The following is a 14,380-nucleotide window of genomic DNA, read 5'->3' on the forward strand; positions in this document are numbered from 1 at the left end:
ATGCCCGACCCGCGATTCGACGTCCCGTTGTGTGGCCTCGACGTCGACGACGAGACGCGCTGTCGCCACTACCGCACCGAGCGCGACGTCGTCGCGATGCGCTTCGCGTGCTGTGACACCTTCTACCCGTGTCACGCCTGCCACGAGGCGTGTGCAGACCACGACGTCGAGCGTTGGCCCGCCGACCGGTTCGACGATCCCGCGGTGCTCTGTGGCGTCTGTCGCGAGACCCTGAGCGTCACGGCGTACCTCGACGCCGACCACGCCTGTCCCCACTGCGGGGTGGCATTCAACCCCGGGTGTGCGGCCCACGCCGACCGGTACTTCGCCGTGGAGTGAGCACGGTCGGTGACTGGGCGTCGAGCGCCACGAGTCGGCGTCGCTTTTATGCCGGCCCACACAGGTGTCGGTATGACGGTGACACCTCCCGACGACGACGCCGATGACCCCCTCGCCTGGACGACCGACGAGTCGTGGGTCGCCTACGACTGTCCGGGCTTCGAGATTCGCCACGACGAGGTGACGCTGCCCGACGGCACCGAGACCGACTTCGACTACCTCGCCGAACCGCCCGCCGTCCTCGTGCTGGCGTTCACGCCCGACGACGACGTGGTCTGTATCGAAGAGTGGCGACAGGCCGTCGGCCGGGTGAACTTCGGCGTCCCCGTCGGCTCCGTCGAGGACGACGACGTCGACCTCGCGACGGCCGCGAAACGCGAACTCACGGAGGAGACGGGCTACGAGGCCGAGCGCGTCGAACCGCTGGTGACGGTCGAACCGGCCAACGGCATCGCGAACTCGGAGTTCAACGTCTTCGTCGCGGAGGGCTGTACCCCCGCGAGCGAACAGGACCTCGACTTCGACGAGTCCATCAGGCCGACGACGGTGGCGTACGACGAGTTGCGCGAGGCCGTCGTGAACGGCGAGGTCCGCGACGGCCGGACGGTGCTCGCGGTCGGTCAGTACGAACTCGCCGGCGGACGGTGAGAGTGCGAAAACGGGAGTGAGACCTGTGAGGGCGCTCAGACCAGACGGTCTGCGAACCCGGCGGCGACCGGGATTCGGGGTGTCGCCCCCTGGTAGGCCCGAACGATGAGGTAGACCCACGCGACGAACGAGGCCAGCCAGAGGACCAACCCGACGAGCGTGAACACCAGCGAGAGGAGACTCCAGAGGACGAACCCCGCGGGGTCGAGGAAGCCGACTCCGAACAGCATCGTCTGGAACACGGTGAGGACGATACTCGCCCCGACGAGCAACACCGAGACGACCATGCTCTGGGCGGCGTGGAACCGGACGAACTCGTCGTCGCGTTCGAGCAGGTAGACGACGAGTCCGGTGACGAGTCCCAGGACGTACGACAGCGCCGCGAGGACGTTCGGTTCCAGTCCGGTCGCTGTCGAGTCGACGGCCGTGGCACGTTCTTGTGTTGCCATGACACAGTATCCTGCCACGGTGGATTATACCCAGCGAGCGACCCGAGTCCGGCTACTGCCACGCGTCTCAGGGACTGAATCGTCCGTATCAGGTGACGTACAGTTAAGTGTGTATACTGCCACCGATACTCATGGACGGCGTAGAGCGACTCGTCAGACTCGTCCGTAGGAGTCCCGTCCTCGCCGCGCTTCGGGAGGGGCCGCTGGACCGACGCGACCTCGAACAACGACTCGGGGTGTCGAAACCGACCGTCCTCCGGGCGACCGGCCTGCTCGACGAGTTCGGGTTGGTCGAGCGGGTCGGCGGACGGTTCAGGCTGACCGCGAAGGGGGCGGTCGTGGCCGAGGCGCTCGCACGGTTCCGACGAATCGAGCGCGCCGCGACCCGCCTCGGTCCGTTCCTCGCGACGACCGACTACGAGGTGGCCGTCGAGCACTTCGCGGATGCGACGGTGACGACCCGCCAGCCGGGCGACCCGTACCGACCCGTCCGGCGGTTCATGTCGCTGGTCGAGTCGACGGGCCGACTTCGGGGGTTCGACGTGGCGACCGTCGCGCCGGGGAACGTCGACCGACTCTACGAACGCATCGTCGACGGCATGGAGACGGACGTCTGTTACCCCGAAGGGCTGGTCGAGACCATCGTCGAGAGCGCTCCCGAACAGAGCGCCGCGGCCGCCGCCAGCGGCAACCTGACGCTGCGCGTCGTCGACGACCTCCCGTGTGGGTTGGCGCTGTTCGACGAGCGCGTCGGACTCGGCGGCTACGACCCCGAGACGGGGACGCTGGCGGCGTTCGTCGACACCGACGACCCGGACGCCTACGCGTGGGGCGAGCGAGAGTTCGAACGCTACCGGGCGGCGGCGACGGTGGTCGTCGGCGAGGAGTGAGCGACCGTGCGCGCCGCGCGTGTCGCGGCGCGGTCTCAGTCGAGCAGAGGTGCGTACTGGTCGAACACCGCCCGGTCGAAGACGAGTTGGACGTGCTCCTGGAGCCCCGTGTTCCGGTTTCGGGCCGACGCGACCGACGACAGCTCCGGGTCGGGGAGTGCTGCGAAGCGACTCGGGACGATGAGTTCGTCGGCCGAACTCCAGAGCGCGGCGTAGGCGACGCCCTCGGCCAACTGACCGTCGTTCAACGCGGTGAGGAACTCGCTGCCCGGACGCATGTCCCGCCCGCCGGGGGTGAGCGACCCGAGGTACGCCGCGTAGGTACCCTGGTGGGGCGTCCCGAGCGTGACGAGGTCGTCGACGTACTGCGCGCCGTCGAGCTTCTCGACACACCAGCGGGTGTCGAGGCCGCCCATCGAGTGCGCGACGACGTCCACCGCCGAGCCGTGCTCGTCGCTCACCGATTCGAGCGCCGCCTGCACCGCCGTCGCGTACTCCTCGGGGGAGTCGACGGTCGTCCCGGGAATCGCGCCGAGGTTCAGGACGTGAATCGCGTCGTCGGGGTAGCCGACGTCCCGGAAGTAGCCTCGGGCGACGTCCCACCACGGCGTCTCTCCGGTGTCGCCGTAGCCGTGGACGAGCACGACCGGCTCCGGACCGGGTCGGGTCGTCGCCCCACCGACGGCCGAGAGGCCCACCGCACCGGCTCCGACGGTCCCGAGTCCGCGCAACAGACTGCGTCTCGTTCGCCGAGTCATGTGTGCGACACGCAGGGACCGTTCCGAAAGGCGCTGGTGGGGCCGTCGCCCGGGTCTTCAAGTCCCCGCGGCACGCCGACCGGTGGCGTCCGCCAGCGCCCCCGGAACGCAACCCTTAGTGACGCGCTCGGGAAATCGCGGGTATGCGAGACCACTTCGAAGTGCGGACGTTCGACGCCGCCGGGCGCGTGGGGGAGTTGGAGGTCCCCCGCGCGGGCGTGACCGTCGAGACGCCCGCACTGTTGCCGGTCGTCAACCCCCACATCGAGACCGTCGCGCCCTCGGAACTCGAATCGGAGTTCGGCGCACAGATCCTCATCACCAACGGCTACATCCTGCTCCAGAGCGAGGACCTCCGCGAGGAGGCGCTCTCCCGCGGGCTCCACGACCTCTACGACTTCTCGGGGGCTATCATGACCGACTCCGGCTCGTTCCAACTCGCGGAGTACGGCGACATCGACACCGACACCCGCGAGATCCTCCAGTTCCAGCGCGACGTCGGGAGCGACATCGGGACACCCGTCGACATCCCGACGCCGCCGGACGCCTCTCGGGAGCAGGCCGAGAGCGAACTCGCGACCACCCAGGAGCGTCTCGAACTCGCCGAGACCGTCGACGTCGGCGACATGCTCGTCAACGCGCCCGTCCAGGGGTCGACGTACACCGACCTGCGCGAGCAGGCGGGTCGCCACGCCGCCGGCACCGACCTCGACGTGTTCCCGGTCGGTGCGGTCGTCCCGATGCTCAACAGCTACCGGTACGCGGACATGGTGAACGTCGTGGCCGCCGCGAAACGCGGCCTCGGTACGGACGCCCCGGTCCACCTGTTCGGCGCGGGCCACCCGATGATGTTCGCGCTCGCCGTCGCCGCCGGCTGTGACCTCTTCGACTCCGCGGCGTACGCGCTGTACGCTCGCGACGACCGCTACCTGACGGTTCGCGGCACCGAACACCTCGCGGACCTGGAGTACTTCCCGTGTTCCTGTCCGGTCTGTGCCGAGTACGCGCCCGACGAGGTGGCGTCGTGCGACGACGAGAGCCGCGAGCGCCTGCTGGCCCGGCACAACCTCCACGTCACCTTCGAGGAGATGCGTCGCGTGAAACAGGCGGTGCGGACGGGCAACCTGCTCGAACTCGTCGAGGTCCGCGCCCGCGGGCACCCGGCGATGCTCGACGGCTACCGCGCGCTGCTCGACCACGCCGACCAACTCGAACGGACCGACCCCGTCACGAAAGACGCGTTCTTCCACGTCTCCGCCGAGAGCGCGCGTCGCCCCGAGGTGTTGCGACACCACGAGCGACTCACACGGCTGTCGGTTCCCCCGGGCACCGACCTCCTACTCTCGGAGGGCGAGAAGAACGACGCCTTCGACGCGACGTGGCGACTCGCCCCACCGTTCGGCCCGTACCCGCGCCACCTCTCGGACTCCTACCCGCTGACCGCCGAACTCCCCGAGACGCTGTCGCCGGCGGCGTACCAGGCCGCGGCCGACGGCGTCCGCGCGCTGGCCGAGGCGAACCCCGAGGTGTCGGTCACCGTCGCTCACTGGCAGTGGCCCGACGGTGCGCTCGCACGTCTCCCCGACAGCGTGATCCAGCGTCCGCTCGGCGAGTAGCGAACTCACCCCAACACTATTGTCACGGTAACGACTGGTTTACCGCGTGTCCTCCACCACCACACTCGGGACGGTCGTCGGACTGGCCGCGGCCGCCGTCGGTCTCGTCGGGTACACGGTGTTCGGCTGGCGTTTCGACGGCACCGGTGGACCGCTCGTCACCGGTCTCGCGGCGGTCTGTGTCGTCGTCGCGGTCGTCCTGACGGTCCGAGACCGGTGAGCGATTGACGCGTCCTAACTAACCACCCATGTGCGCTACGGGCGCACATGGCACTGTACGCGCTCGACGACCTCGACGACGCCTACGCGGCGACGCGGAGCTTCCTGCTCCCGTTCGAGTGGCGACGCTGGCTCAGACTCGCGCTCGTCGCGTTCTTCGTCGCGGGGTCCACCGGAACCCCGTCCTCGCCGTTCGGCGGGGCGGGTGCTGGCTCCGACACCGGGTCGGGAGGGGAGTTCTCGGCCGCCGAGTTCGACGCGTTCGTCCAGACCCTCGAACCGTTGCTCCCGCTCCTCGTCGGCGTCGCCGTTCTGGGCGTCCTGCTCGCGCTCGTGTTCGGGTTCGTCGGGGCGGTGATGGAGTTCGTCCTCGTCGAGTCGCTCCGCGAGGACCGCGTCGCCGTCCGTCTGTTCTTCGCCCGGTACGCCGGGGCGGGCGCGCGACTGTTCGGCTTCCGTCTCGTCCTCGGGTTCCTCGGACTCCTCGGGGCAGCGCTCGTCTTCGGCCTGACCGTCGGTCCGCTCGTGGTCGGGGCCGACCCGGTGGTTCCACTCCTCACGCTCGTCGTGCTCGGACCGCTGTTCGTGTTGTACGCGCTGGCGCTCGGCGTCGTCGCGGGGTTCACGACGGTGTTCGTCGTCCCGGTGATGCTGCTCGAAGACCGTGGGGTGCTCGCGGCGTGGCGGCGACTCTGGCCGACGGTCCGGGACCAGTGGCGGCAGTTCGTGGTGTACGCACTCGTGGTCGTCGTCGTGCTGTTCGCCGCGGGTATCCTCGCGGGCATCGCCGTCGCCATCCCGGTCGCACTCGTCGGCGGAGCGCTGGCGCTCCTCGGCGTCGGTCTCGGCGTGTTCACGGGTGCGTTCACCGGCGGTCTGACGGTCGCGACGGGGTTGCTCGTCGCGGCGCTGGCGGTGCCGTTCGTCCTGTTCGTCCTCGCCGTGGTGGCGTTCGTGCAGGTGCCCATCCAGACGTACGTCCGGTTCCACGCGCTGTTGGTGCTGGGCGACGCCGACGAACGGTTCGACCTCATCCCCGACCAGCGCCGGTCGATTCGCGACCCCGGTCAGGGAGGGACGCCGGGTGCGACGGGCGCGGACTGAACGCCGGCCCGGCGGTCGCCGGTCGTCACTCGGGGTCGACGAACCGGTAGTCGCCGTAGCCGGGGTAGGCCGGACACCGGACGTCGACGAACGGCCCGGTCTCGACCAGTCGCTCGTGGGCGACGCGTCGGAACGCCGCGATGGCGTCGTCGACCGATTCTGCGGCGACCGTCGCCCGGAACGGTTCGACCTCCTCGACGCCCTCGCGAAGGACGAGGTCGAGGTCGGCCTCGAGGGTGTACTCGGTTCGTCCGCCACTGACTGCCACAGCGGCGGAGCGTCGGTCGTCACAGTCGCTCGGGGATGTCTCTGGTGCCGTCATGCGTACGGGGACCGGGGACGACGGACGTGCCGTTCCGTCGCCCTCGCGCCTCGTCGTCACCCATCCGACGGCAGGTATGAGTACTTTCCGTGTGTTACGACTTCGAGTGACCGTCCGTCATTCGGGACGCTCCGGCCCGAATCGAACGTCCGACGGCCTGTCGTCACCGACTCCTCGCTCAGACGAGCACCTGTCCGCCGTTCATCATGAAGAACCCCAACACCGCGAAGGCGATGCCCGAGAGCTGTTTGAGCAGGACGCGCCACCGGGTGGGTTCGCCCGTCTCGCCCCCGCGCATCCCGACGAGGTCCCAGCGGGTGTTGTGGAGGATGATACCGCGAGCGAACGTCGCGATGACGAGGCCGGCGGCGACGACGAACAGCGCCACGAACGCCGTCCCCCCCGCTATCGGGAGCATCGGCACGAACGTCCCAACGACGAGCGCGGTGGTGACGACGACGCCGGCGACCGCTCCGCGACCGTCGGACCGACCCTGGGTCCAGACTCCTCGACCGCCCGTCGCGTCCGCGTCGGTCCGGTTCGCGGCGACGCCGTAGGCGACGTAGCCGGACCACGTCGCGGCGAGGACGGCGACGCCCACGAGTAGGGTCGTCTCGGGGCCGAACGTCAGTTCGAGGGCCGACGCGGCCGCCTCGTCGAGCGTCCCCGGGTTCAGGTCGGCCGCCCGCGGTGGGACGGCGACGAGCCGTGCGACGGCGACCAGCGAGAGCGGGACGACGGCCCACGCGCTGTCGAACAGCGTCCGACCGAACCCCGCTCTTCCCGGGACGGCGACGACGTGGACGAGCCACGCCAGCAGCGGCCACCCGACGACGACGGCGACGAACGCGGTCAGTGCGTACCCGCCGACGGCCCTGGATGCGTGTGCGCCGAGGCTGCGGTCGACCCGCTCCGGTTGGGCACAGTCGGCGGGCGTCCCCTGGTCGAACGGGTCGTAGCCGTCGGGGTCGCACTGCCAGTCACCGGGGTACTCGGGGTTGTCGACGGTCACCGTGCCGGAGACGTCGGTGAACGCGCCGGCGACGACGCCGACGCTCACGGCGTGGAGGAGCGCGACGCAGACGACGAGACCGACGGCGAGTGCCGGTGCCGTTCGGCGGTCGGCAAACGTCTCGGCCGGTCTGAGGAGGTGTCCGAGAGGAGCGGGGAGAGCCATACGCTCCGTGACTGTCAGGACGGTAAATATCTCGTGGTCGGTCACGTCACATCGAAAGGCCCTGTACCCCCGACCACCGACCTCCGCCAATGACCGACTACTTCGAGGTCCACGAGCGCGACGGTCCCGCCCGACTGGGCGAGGTCCGACTCGCGGACCCGCTGCGGACGCCGGGGCTGGTCGACGAGGTACTCGACGACTCGGGGAGTCGCTGGCCCGAGGAACGCGACGTCCTCGACGGCGACGAGTCGACGCTGACCGTCCTTCCCCACCGAGCCTTCCCGGCGGGGACCGACGAGCGCGTCGCCGACGCGTTCGCCACCGACTACCCCGACGTCGAGTTCCCGAGCGTCGCCGTCGTCTCGCGGGACACGGCCGCCGACTACGGCGCGGACGCCTACGCGCTCTCGGAGGCCGCGGGTATCGCGGGTCACGCCGCGGCGTTCGTCGAGACCGTCCTCGACGTGCGCGGGGAGATTCCCCCCGACAGCGCGCTGTACTGCTCGGGACTCGCGACGCCCGCGAACGTCGCCACGCTCGCGTACGCGGGCGTCGACCTGTTCGACACCGACAAGGCGTACGTCCGCGGACTGGAGGGCTTTTACCTCACGACCGACGGCGAGGCGTTCCTCGAAGACCTCGACGAACTGCCGTGTGCCTGCGCGGCGTGCCAGCAGTCCCGCGAGACGTTCGACCACGAGGACTGCGCCGAGCACAACGTCAACGCGCTCCGCGCGGAACTCGCTCGCGTCCGCCAGCGAATCCGCGGCGGCCGCCTGCGCGACTACGTCGAGGGGCAGGCCCGCCACGAGGCGTGGCTGACCGCGACGTTCCGTCGTCTCGACCAGCAGTACGGCTACGTCGAACAGCGCACCCCCATCCTCCGCCGGGACGAACTGCTCGCCGCCAGCGACGACTCGCTCAAGCGCGTCGAGATACAGCGGTTCGCCGACCGCGTGACGAGTCGCTACCACAACCGCTTCGACGGGCCGCTCGTGCTCGTGCCGTGTTCGGCGCGCAAACCGTACGGCGACTCTCAGAGCCACGCACAGTTCCACAAGACCATCGGCTACCGCGGTCACAAGGTGTCGATGACGTCGCCCATCGGCGTCGTCCCGCAGGAACTCGAACTCACCTACCCCGCCCAGCACTACGACTCCGTGGTGACCGGCGAGTGGAGCGAGTCCGAAGTCGAGTTCGTCGCCGAGGTGCTCGCACGCTACCTCGACGCCACCGACTACCCCCGCCACGTCGCGCACGTTCCGCCCGGTGGGTACACCGACATCGTCGAACGCGCCGTCGAGCGCTGTGAATCGGACGTCGAGTTCGAGTTCACCGTCGGCGACCACCCCACGACCGACGAGTCGCTGGCCGCCCTCGACGAGACGCTGGAGGGCGAGGAACGCTACCTGAAACGCGAGCGCGAGCACAACACGGTGCGGGCCATCGCGGACTACCAGTTCGGCGCGGGCGGCGCGGTGGGCGAGGAGGGCGCGGCGGCCGGCGACGCCTTCTTCGACCACATCTCGACGGGTGGCCGGTACCCCTCCCTGCGCGTCAACAGCGAGGGCGAGCAGTGGGCGACGCTCGTCCCGCAGTACGGCACGCTGTCGCTCACCCTCGAAGGCGCGAAGCGCTGGGTCGACAGCGACGTCCCCACCAAGACCGTCGAGATCGACGGCTTCGTCCCGCAGGGCAGCGTCCTCGCACCAGGCATCCTCGACGCGGACGCCGACATCCGGGTCGGCGAGGAGGTGGTCGTCGAGGGACCGCGTGCGTTCGCCGTCGGCCGCGCGTCGATGGCCGGCGACGAGATGGTGCGCTCGACGCGAGGTATCGCCGTCGACGTGCGCCACGTCGAGGAACGGTAGCCGGACCGACTCCTCAGTCGGACCACCTGTCAATCGGACCACCCGTCGACGGCGGCGACGAGTGCCGGCGAAGCCAGTCTTTAGTGGCGTCTCACCGTACCACGACGCGAATGTGTCGAGCGACCGCCTCGGCCGAGCCTTCGTGACGGCCTCCGTCGTCGCCCAGTCCCCGGAGCTCCAGTCGTTCGTCCGGCAGTACGCCGACTACGGGCCGTTGCTGGCGTCGTTCCTCGTCAACACGCTCGGGACGTTCGGGGACAAGGGCCAACTCGTCGTCGTCACGCTCGCCTCTCGCTACGACGCGAAACGGGTGTTCGTCGGTGCGATGGGGGCGTTCTGCGTCTGGAGCGCGCTCGAAGTCGCGTTCGGCCAAGCGTTGCTCGGCGCGATTCCTCCGGGGGTGATGGGGCCGTTGACGGGCGCGCTGTTCGTCCTGTTCGGCGCGTGGACGGCCAAGAGCGCGTTCGACCGGACTCAGGTGGACCGGCGGGCGACGCCCTCCCGGACCGACGGCGGACTGGCGAGTGGGCTGTCGGGGCGCGTCCTCCCCGACGCGGTGTTCGCCCGAGTCGGCACCTTCGGGGGTGTGCTCGCGAGCTTCGTCCTCGTCGGCGTCGCCGAGTTCGGCGACAAGACCCAACTGCTGACCGTCAACCTCGCCGTCGTCTTCCCCGACGCGCCGCTGTCCGTGTTCGTCGGCGTCGTCGCCGCCCTCGCTCTCCGGACGGGTGTGGACGCACTCATCGGTGAACGCGTCGAGGCGTCCCTCCCGACGGCGGTCATCGAGGCGGGCGCGGCCGTCGTCTTCGTCGCGTTCGGCCTGTTCGTCCTCGGCGTACTCCCCGAAATCGGCCTCGTCGTCGTGCTCCTCGCGGTGCTGCTCGGCGTGGTCGCGTGGGGCCTCCGGGAACGTCGGACCGACTGACCGCCGACGCGCAGCGACCGCGACGGTACGAAGCCACCCTTTTTAGACGGTGGCGCGTCAGTTCCTCCCATGCAACCCGTCTCGCTGGGCGTCCCCCAGCCCATCATCGACTCGCTCCCGAGCGACGGCGAGGGCACCGCACAGGACATGCAACGGGCGGTCCAGGGCCTCGAAGCGCGAATCAACCGCGAGATCGAGGACGGCGACGACGAGGCGGCGGTGGCGTTCGTCACCGACGTCGTCGACCACCTCGAATCCCGGGCGGAGCGCTACGACGCGTTCGTCCCCGAACTCCGGGCGTGGGGGCAGTCACCCATCTACGCCATCGCGTGGCGCAACCTCCAGGCCGACCTCATCGGCCAACTGTTCTCCCACGACGACCTCGGCGACCGCATCGACCGCGAGCGCAACTACCGCATCGCCGAGGACGGCATCCGCCTCAGCGATATGTTCAAGGACTGAGACGCCGCCTGCTCGCGGTCGCGACCCGCGTCGCCCGTTCGCGCGCCGTGCGCTCTTCGACCGTCCCCCGACGTGACTCGCTGGCCCCACGCTTAACCGCCCGACGGGCGTAGGTCGTGGTAGTGAGTACACACCGGCGTGACACCGTCCTCCGGGTCGACCTGACCGCGGGGACGGTCGAGCGCGAACGCGTGCCCGAGCGCTGGCGACGGCAGTTCCTCGGCGGGAAGGGTCTCGGCGCACGCTACCTCTACGAGGACCTCGCCGCCGGGACGGACCCGCTCGGTCCGGACAACCTGCTGGCGATGGTCTGGGGGCCGCTGACGGGCTACCTCCCCGGCGAGTCGCGACTGGCCGTCGTCACGAAGTCGCCGCTGACCGGCGGGTTCCTCGACTCGTACGTGGGTGGGACGGTCCCCGACGCCCTCGCCGGCGCGCTCCCCGACTGTCTGGGCGTGCTGGTCACCGGCCGTGCGACCGACCCGACCACGCTCGTCGTCGCGGACGGCGACGCGCACCTCGAACCCGCGGACTGCTGGGGGGCGACGACCGACGAGACCGACGCCGCCTACGACGGCGCGGTCGCGTGTATCGGCCCCGCCGGCGAGCACCGCGTCCGCTACGCCACCGTCGCCACCGACGGTGGGGACCACCACGCCGGCCGTGGCGGTGCGGGGGCGGTACTGGGCGCGAAACGACTGAAGGCGGTCGTCGCTCGCGGCGACCCACCGAAAGTCCCCGAAGACCTCGCCGGCCTGCGCGACACCGCCGAACGCGAGTACCGCGAGAGTTCGACCGGCCGCTGGCACGCCGCCAGCGGGACGCTCGAGAGCGTCGAGTTCGCCGACGCGGTCGGCGCGCTCGCCACCCGGGGATGGCGCGAGTCGCGTTTCGAGGGCAGCGAGGCCGTCGGCGTCGCTGCGGCACGCGCGGCGGCCACCGACCGCGAGCGCCCGGACCGGGACACGCCGGGTGACTTCCGCGTCGAGACCGACGCCGGCGAGTCGGTTCCGCGCGGGGCGGCCGCGATGAGCCTCGGGGCGGGACTCGGCATCGACGACTTCGACGCCGTCGCGGCGCTCGGTGCGACCTGCGACCGCCTCGGCATCGACGTCATCGACGCGGGCAGTGCCGTCGCGTGGGCGGTCCGCGCGAGCGAGACCGGGGCGCTCGACCGCTCGCTGTCGTTCGGTGACGCCGAGGCCGCCCGCGTGCTCGTGCGGGCCATCGCCCACCGTGACGGCGACCTCGCGGACACCCTCGCGGACGGTCTGGACGCGGCCGCCGAGCGCTACGGCGGGCGCGAGGTCGTCCCGTCGGTGAAGGCCATGGCGTTGCCCGCTTACGACCCCCGCGACGCCCCGGCGATGGCGCTCGCGTACGCGACGAGCGACCGGGGAGCGTGTCATCGCCGCGCCCGGCCCATCGAGACCGAAGCGTTCGACGGGGGGACGTGGAGCGACGCCGACCGCGTCGACCGCGTCGACCGGGCACAGACCGCCCGCTCGGCGCTGTGGAGCCTCGTCGTCGACGACTTCGTCGGCGAGACGGTCGACGACCTCGGCGCGTCCTGGCTGCAGGCGCTCGGCGACGACCACGACGTCGCGTCGCTGAGTCGCCTCGGCGAGCGCGTCTGGACGCTGACGCGCCTGTTCAACGTCCGGGAGGGGTTCGACCGACGCGACGACCGCCTCCCGCCGGCGCTCACCGTCGCCGCGGCCGGCGGTGACGACGCGCTCGACCCCGAAGCGTTCGAGGCCCTCCTGTCGACGTACTACGCCGCCCGTGGCTGGGGGCCACGCGGCCGGCCGACCCGCCGAACGCTCGCACGTCTCGACCTCGCGGGGGTCGTGGACGCGGTGACGCCGCTCGACGACCGCGCGGTCGGTGTCGACCGGCCCGCCGACGACTGAGAGCGAACGGGCGCTCGGCCCGATAGGACCCGAGACGGCCCGGCACGACGACCGCGCGGGCGTACGGGATTTATGACCGTCCGCGACCTTCTCCGGGCATGGATGTCGACCTGCGGTTCTTCGCCACGTTCAGGGAGGCGGTGGGACAGAAGAACATCACACGGGCGTTCGACGACGGACTCACCATCGGCGACCTGTTGGCGGCGCTCGAGAGCGAGTTCGACGGGTTGGAGGGAGAACTGCTCGACGACACGGGCGACATCCGCCCGCAGTTGAGCGTCCTGAAGAACGGTCGCGAGGTGCTCCACATCGACGGCACCGCGACCGAACTCGACGACGGCGACACGGTGTCGGTGTTCCCGCCGGTGGCGGGCGGATAGATGCAGGTCGAACGCTCGTTCCGCGGCATCTCGAAGCGACTCGCGACCCACTACCTCGAGAACCTGGGCGGCGAACGCGTCGACGGCGACCCCCAGGGTGAGGGGCCGGTCGACGTCGAGGGTGGGGACTGGACGGCGACGCTCACCGACGAGAAGGTGACCGCGGCGGGGTCGTTCACACTGACGGAGGTGACCGTCGTGTTCGAGGGCGAGGAGGCCGCACTCGACGGACTGGTCGACGACTTCGCCCAGAAGGCGATGCGCGCGGGGGGATGAACGGCGACCCCATCGACGGGCCCGCACTGCTCCTGGCGGCCGCGAAGGCCAGCGTCGGCCCGCAACTCCTCCCCGACCTCGTCGACCACGTCCAGGCCGACCTGGGAGAGCGACTCGACGACTACCGCCGTCGGTACGAACTCGTCGACGAGACCGACGACGCCTGCGTCTTCCTCGTCGAAGCGGGGCACTGGGAGACTCTCGGTGACCGTCTCGGCCTCGACCGGCGCGAACGCGACGCGGTGAAACGCGCCCACGAAGAACACCTCCGGCGGGTCGGTGAACGGACCGAGCGCCGCGAGGAGTTCGAGACCGCACTCGAGATCCGCGAGTGCGTCGTCGTCGGCAGAGCCGTGGCGAACTGACGGCACGTCAACGCTTTTGCCAATCTCCACCGAACGAGCGGTATGTCGGACACCGTCACCGTGACCGTCGACGGGCGCGACGAACGCGCGCCCGACGTCGCGGTCGCCGTCCTGCTCGTCCGGACTGCCGACGCCGACCTCACCACCGCCCGCGAGGGGACCGACCGTCGAACCGAACGGCTGTTCGAGATTCTCGCCGACCGCGGCGTCCCCGACGACGCCGTCCAGACCGCCAACTACCGGGTCACGCGAGAGCGCGACCACTCGGAACGACCGCCGGTCCCCGGCGACTACGTGGTCACGCACCGTGTCGTCGTCGAGACGCCGGCCCTCGACGGCGTCGGTGACCTGCTCGCCGACTGCATCGACGGGGCGGCGACCGAACTCTCGTCGCTGACCTACTCGCTCCTGACGCCGACGGAACGAGAGGCCCGAGTCGCCGCGCTGGACGACGCGATGGCGGTCGCACGCACTCACGCCGAGGCGCTCGCCGCCGCCGAACAGCGGTCGGTGGGGGCCGTCGAGTCGGTGACCGCTGGCGACCCGGAGACCGTCGAACCACGGACCGTCGAGGCCGCACAGGAGTCGGGGACGACCCGTGTCGGCCCTCGTCCGGGTCCCGTCGAGACGACGGTGTCCGTGACGGTCTCCTACGAACTGGTGTGA

General features: G+C 70.5%; 18 protein-coding genes. 14 read left to right on the plus strand and 4 right to left on the minus strand.

What is annotated here, in order from left to right; all coding sequences use genetic code 11:
• A complete protein-coding gene (locus tag M1L36_RS14900) occupies positions 1 to 339 on the plus strand; it encodes a CHY zinc finger protein (RefSeq protein WP_250874530.1) in 339 nt (112 codons plus the stop codon).
• Positions 340 to 411: 72 nt separating this feature from the next.
• A complete protein-coding gene (locus M1L36_RS14905; RefSeq protein ID WP_250874531.1) occupies positions 412 to 987 on the plus strand; it encodes an NUDIX hydrolase in 576 nt (191 codons plus the stop codon).
• Between the two features lie 35 nt (positions 988 to 1,022).
• Here M1L36_RS14905 and M1L36_RS14910 read toward each other — a convergent pair whose 3' ends face one another.
• Positions 1,023 to 1,436 carry a DUF4870 domain-containing protein gene (locus tag M1L36_RS14910; RefSeq protein ID WP_250874532.1) on the minus strand — a complete coding sequence of 138 codons (414 nt, stop codon included), beginning with the start codon at positions 1,434 to 1,436 and terminating at the stop codon, positions 1,023 to 1,025.
• A 131-nt stretch (positions 1,437 to 1,567) separates the two neighbouring features.
• Here M1L36_RS14910 and M1L36_RS14915 point away from each other — a divergent pair, with 131 nt between their 5' ends.
• Complete coding sequence (locus M1L36_RS14915) at positions 1,568 to 2,326, plus strand: helix-turn-helix transcriptional regulator (RefSeq protein WP_250874533.1); 759 nt, start codon at positions 1,568 to 1,570, stop codon at positions 2,324 to 2,326.
• A 35-nt stretch (positions 2,327 to 2,361) separates the two neighbouring features.
• On the opposite strand, the gene M1L36_RS14920 is transcribed toward M1L36_RS14915, so the two are convergent.
• Positions 2,362 to 3,084: a lipase family alpha/beta hydrolase gene (locus M1L36_RS14920; protein ID WP_250874534.1), complete on the minus strand. Its 723-nt coding sequence runs from the start codon at positions 3,082 to 3,084 to the stop codon at positions 2,362 to 2,364.
• 143 nt (positions 3,085 to 3,227) lie between these two features.
• Between M1L36_RS14920 and tgtA the strand changes: the two genes are divergently transcribed.
• Genes tgtA through M1L36_RS14935 form a run of 3 tightly spaced genes read left to right on the plus strand, consistent with a single transcriptional unit; the run spans position 3,228 to position 6,023 of the window.
• On the plus strand, positions 3,228 to 4,700 hold the full coding sequence (gene tgtA / locus M1L36_RS14925; protein WP_250874535.1) for a tRNA guanosine(15) transglycosylase TgtA: 1,473 nt from the start codon (positions 3,228 to 3,230) through the stop codon (positions 4,698 to 4,700).
• A 46-nt stretch (positions 4,701 to 4,746) separates the two neighbouring features.
• On the plus strand, positions 4,747 to 4,920 hold the full coding sequence (locus tag M1L36_RS14930; protein ID WP_250874536.1) for a hypothetical protein: 174 nt from the start codon (positions 4,747 to 4,749) through the stop codon (positions 4,918 to 4,920).
• Positions 4,921 to 4,967: 47 nt separating this feature from the next.
• Positions 4,968 to 6,023 (plus strand): DUF7544 domain-containing protein, encoded by a 1,056-nt coding sequence (locus tag M1L36_RS14935; protein ID WP_250874537.1) that lies wholly within the window; start codon positions 4,968 to 4,970, stop codon positions 6,021 to 6,023.
• Between the two features lie 25 nt (positions 6,024 to 6,048).
• Here the strand turns inward: M1L36_RS14935 and M1L36_RS14940 are convergent, their stop codons facing one another.
• Together M1L36_RS14940 and M1L36_RS14945 are read right to left on the minus strand one after the other, a co-directional pair.
• Positions 6,049 to 6,291: a hypothetical protein gene (locus M1L36_RS14940; RefSeq protein WP_250874538.1), complete on the minus strand. Its 243-nt coding sequence runs from the start codon at positions 6,289 to 6,291 to the stop codon at positions 6,049 to 6,051.
• A 232-nt stretch (positions 6,292 to 6,523) separates the two neighbouring features.
• Positions 6,524 to 7,522: a hypothetical protein gene (locus tag M1L36_RS14945; protein WP_250874539.1), complete on the minus strand. Its 999-nt coding sequence runs from the start codon at positions 7,520 to 7,522 to the stop codon at positions 6,524 to 6,526.
• A gap of 89 nt (positions 7,523 to 7,611) precedes the next feature.
• On the opposite strand from M1L36_RS14945, the gene arcS reads away from it, so the two are divergent.
• The 8 genes from arcS to M1L36_RS14985 all read left to right on the plus strand — a co-directional run bounded on the left by arcS (position 7,612) and on the right by M1L36_RS14985 (position 14,380).
• Complete coding sequence (gene arcS / locus M1L36_RS14950) at positions 7,612 to 9,393, plus strand: archaeosine synthase subunit alpha (protein WP_250874540.1); 1,782 nt, start codon at positions 7,612 to 7,614, stop codon at positions 9,391 to 9,393.
• A 112-nt stretch (positions 9,394 to 9,505) separates the two neighbouring features.
• Entirely contained in the window at positions 9,506 to 10,318 is an 813-nt protein-coding gene (locus M1L36_RS14955) for a TMEM165/GDT1 family protein (RefSeq protein WP_250874541.1), read from the plus strand.
• Positions 10,319 to 10,387: 69 nt separating this feature from the next.
• Positions 10,388 to 10,780 carry a DUF7971 family protein gene (locus M1L36_RS14960; protein WP_250874542.1) on the plus strand — a complete coding sequence of 131 codons (393 nt, stop codon included), beginning with the start codon at positions 10,388 to 10,390 and terminating at the stop codon, positions 10,778 to 10,780.
• A 122-nt stretch (positions 10,781 to 10,902) separates the two neighbouring features.
• Positions 10,903 to 12,693 carry an aldehyde ferredoxin oxidoreductase family protein gene (locus tag M1L36_RS14965; RefSeq protein ID WP_369694261.1) on the plus strand — a complete coding sequence of 597 codons (1,791 nt, stop codon included), beginning with the start codon at positions 10,903 to 10,905 and terminating at the stop codon, positions 12,691 to 12,693.
• A 98-nt stretch (positions 12,694 to 12,791) separates the two neighbouring features.
• Positions 12,792 to 13,073 carry a ubiquitin-like small modifier protein 1 gene (locus M1L36_RS14970; protein ID WP_250874544.1) on the plus strand — a complete coding sequence of 94 codons (282 nt, stop codon included), beginning with the start codon at positions 12,792 to 12,794 and terminating at the stop codon, positions 13,071 to 13,073.
• The gene (locus tag M1L36_RS14975) at positions 13,074 to 13,349 is read left to right on the plus strand and encodes a MoaD-like domain-containing protein (RefSeq protein WP_250874545.1); all 276 of its coding nucleotides are present in this window, start codon (positions 13,074 to 13,076) and stop codon (positions 13,347 to 13,349) included.
• Positions 13,346 to 13,714, plus strand: a complete 369-nt coding sequence (locus M1L36_RS14980; RefSeq protein ID WP_250874546.1) for a DUF8048 family protein — start codon at positions 13,346 to 13,348, stop codon at positions 13,712 to 13,714. Before M1L36_RS14975 ends, M1L36_RS14980 begins: the two co-directional genes overlap by 4 nt.
• A 42-nt stretch (positions 13,715 to 13,756) precedes the next feature.
• Positions 13,757 to 14,380, plus strand: a complete 624-nt coding sequence (locus M1L36_RS14985) for an SIMPL domain-containing protein (protein ID WP_250874547.1) — start codon at positions 13,757 to 13,759, stop codon at positions 14,378 to 14,380.

This window comes from Halomarina rubra, assembly GCF_023699475.1.
Lineage (GTDB): Archaea > Halobacteriota > Halobacteria > Halobacteriales > Haloarculaceae > Halomarina > Halomarina rubra.

What these genes read in the sequence shown, in the direction of transcription:
- M1L36_RS14970 (WP_250874544.1), top strand. Translation starts at nt 12,792, where the DNA reads ATGGATGTCGACCTGCGGTTCTTCGCCACGTTCAGGGAGGCGGTGGGA.
- M1L36_RS14960 (WP_250874542.1), top strand. Translation starts at nt 10,388, where the DNA reads ATGCAACCCGTCTCGCTGGGCGTCCCCCAGCCCATCATCGACTCGCTC.
- tgtA (WP_250874535.1), top strand. Translation starts at nt 3,228, where the DNA reads ATGCGAGACCACTTCGAAGTGCGGACGTTCGACGCCGCCGGGCGCGTG.
- M1L36_RS14910 (WP_250874532.1), bottom strand. Translation starts at nt 1,436, where the DNA reads ATGGCAACACAAGAACGTGCCACGGCCGTCGACTCGACAGCGACCGGA.
- M1L36_RS14980 (WP_250874546.1), top strand. Translation starts at nt 13,346, where the DNA reads ATGAACGGCGACCCCATCGACGGGCCCGCACTGCTCCTGGCGGCCGCG.
- M1L36_RS14920 (WP_250874534.1), bottom strand. Translation starts at nt 3,084, where the DNA reads ATGACTCGGCGAACGAGACGCAGTCTGTTGCGCGGACTCGGGACCGTC.
- arcS (WP_250874540.1), top strand. Translation starts at nt 7,612, where the DNA reads ATGACCGACTACTTCGAGGTCCACGAGCGCGACGGTCCCGCCCGACTG.
- M1L36_RS14935 (WP_250874537.1), top strand. Translation starts at nt 4,968, where the DNA reads ATGGCACTGTACGCGCTCGACGACCTCGACGACGCCTACGCGGCGACG.
- M1L36_RS14905 (WP_250874531.1), top strand. Translation starts at nt 412, where the DNA reads ATGACGGTGACACCTCCCGACGACGACGCCGATGACCCCCTCGCCTGG.
- M1L36_RS14945 (WP_250874539.1), bottom strand. Translation starts at nt 7,522, where the DNA reads ATGGCTCTCCCCGCTCCTCTCGGACACCTCCTCAGACCGGCCGAGACG.
- M1L36_RS14985 (WP_250874547.1), top strand. Translation starts at nt 13,757, where the DNA reads ATGTCGGACACCGTCACCGTGACCGTCGACGGGCGCGACGAACGCGCG.
- M1L36_RS14975 (WP_250874545.1), top strand. Translation starts at nt 13,074, where the DNA reads ATGCAGGTCGAACGCTCGTTCCGCGGCATCTCGAAGCGACTCGCGACC.
- M1L36_RS14915 (WP_250874533.1), top strand. Translation starts at nt 1,568, where the DNA reads ATGGACGGCGTAGAGCGACTCGTCAGACTCGTCCGTAGGAGTCCCGTC.
- M1L36_RS14900 (WP_250874530.1), top strand. Translation starts at nt 1, where the DNA reads ATGCCCGACCCGCGATTCGACGTCCCGTTGTGTGGCCTCGACGTCGAC.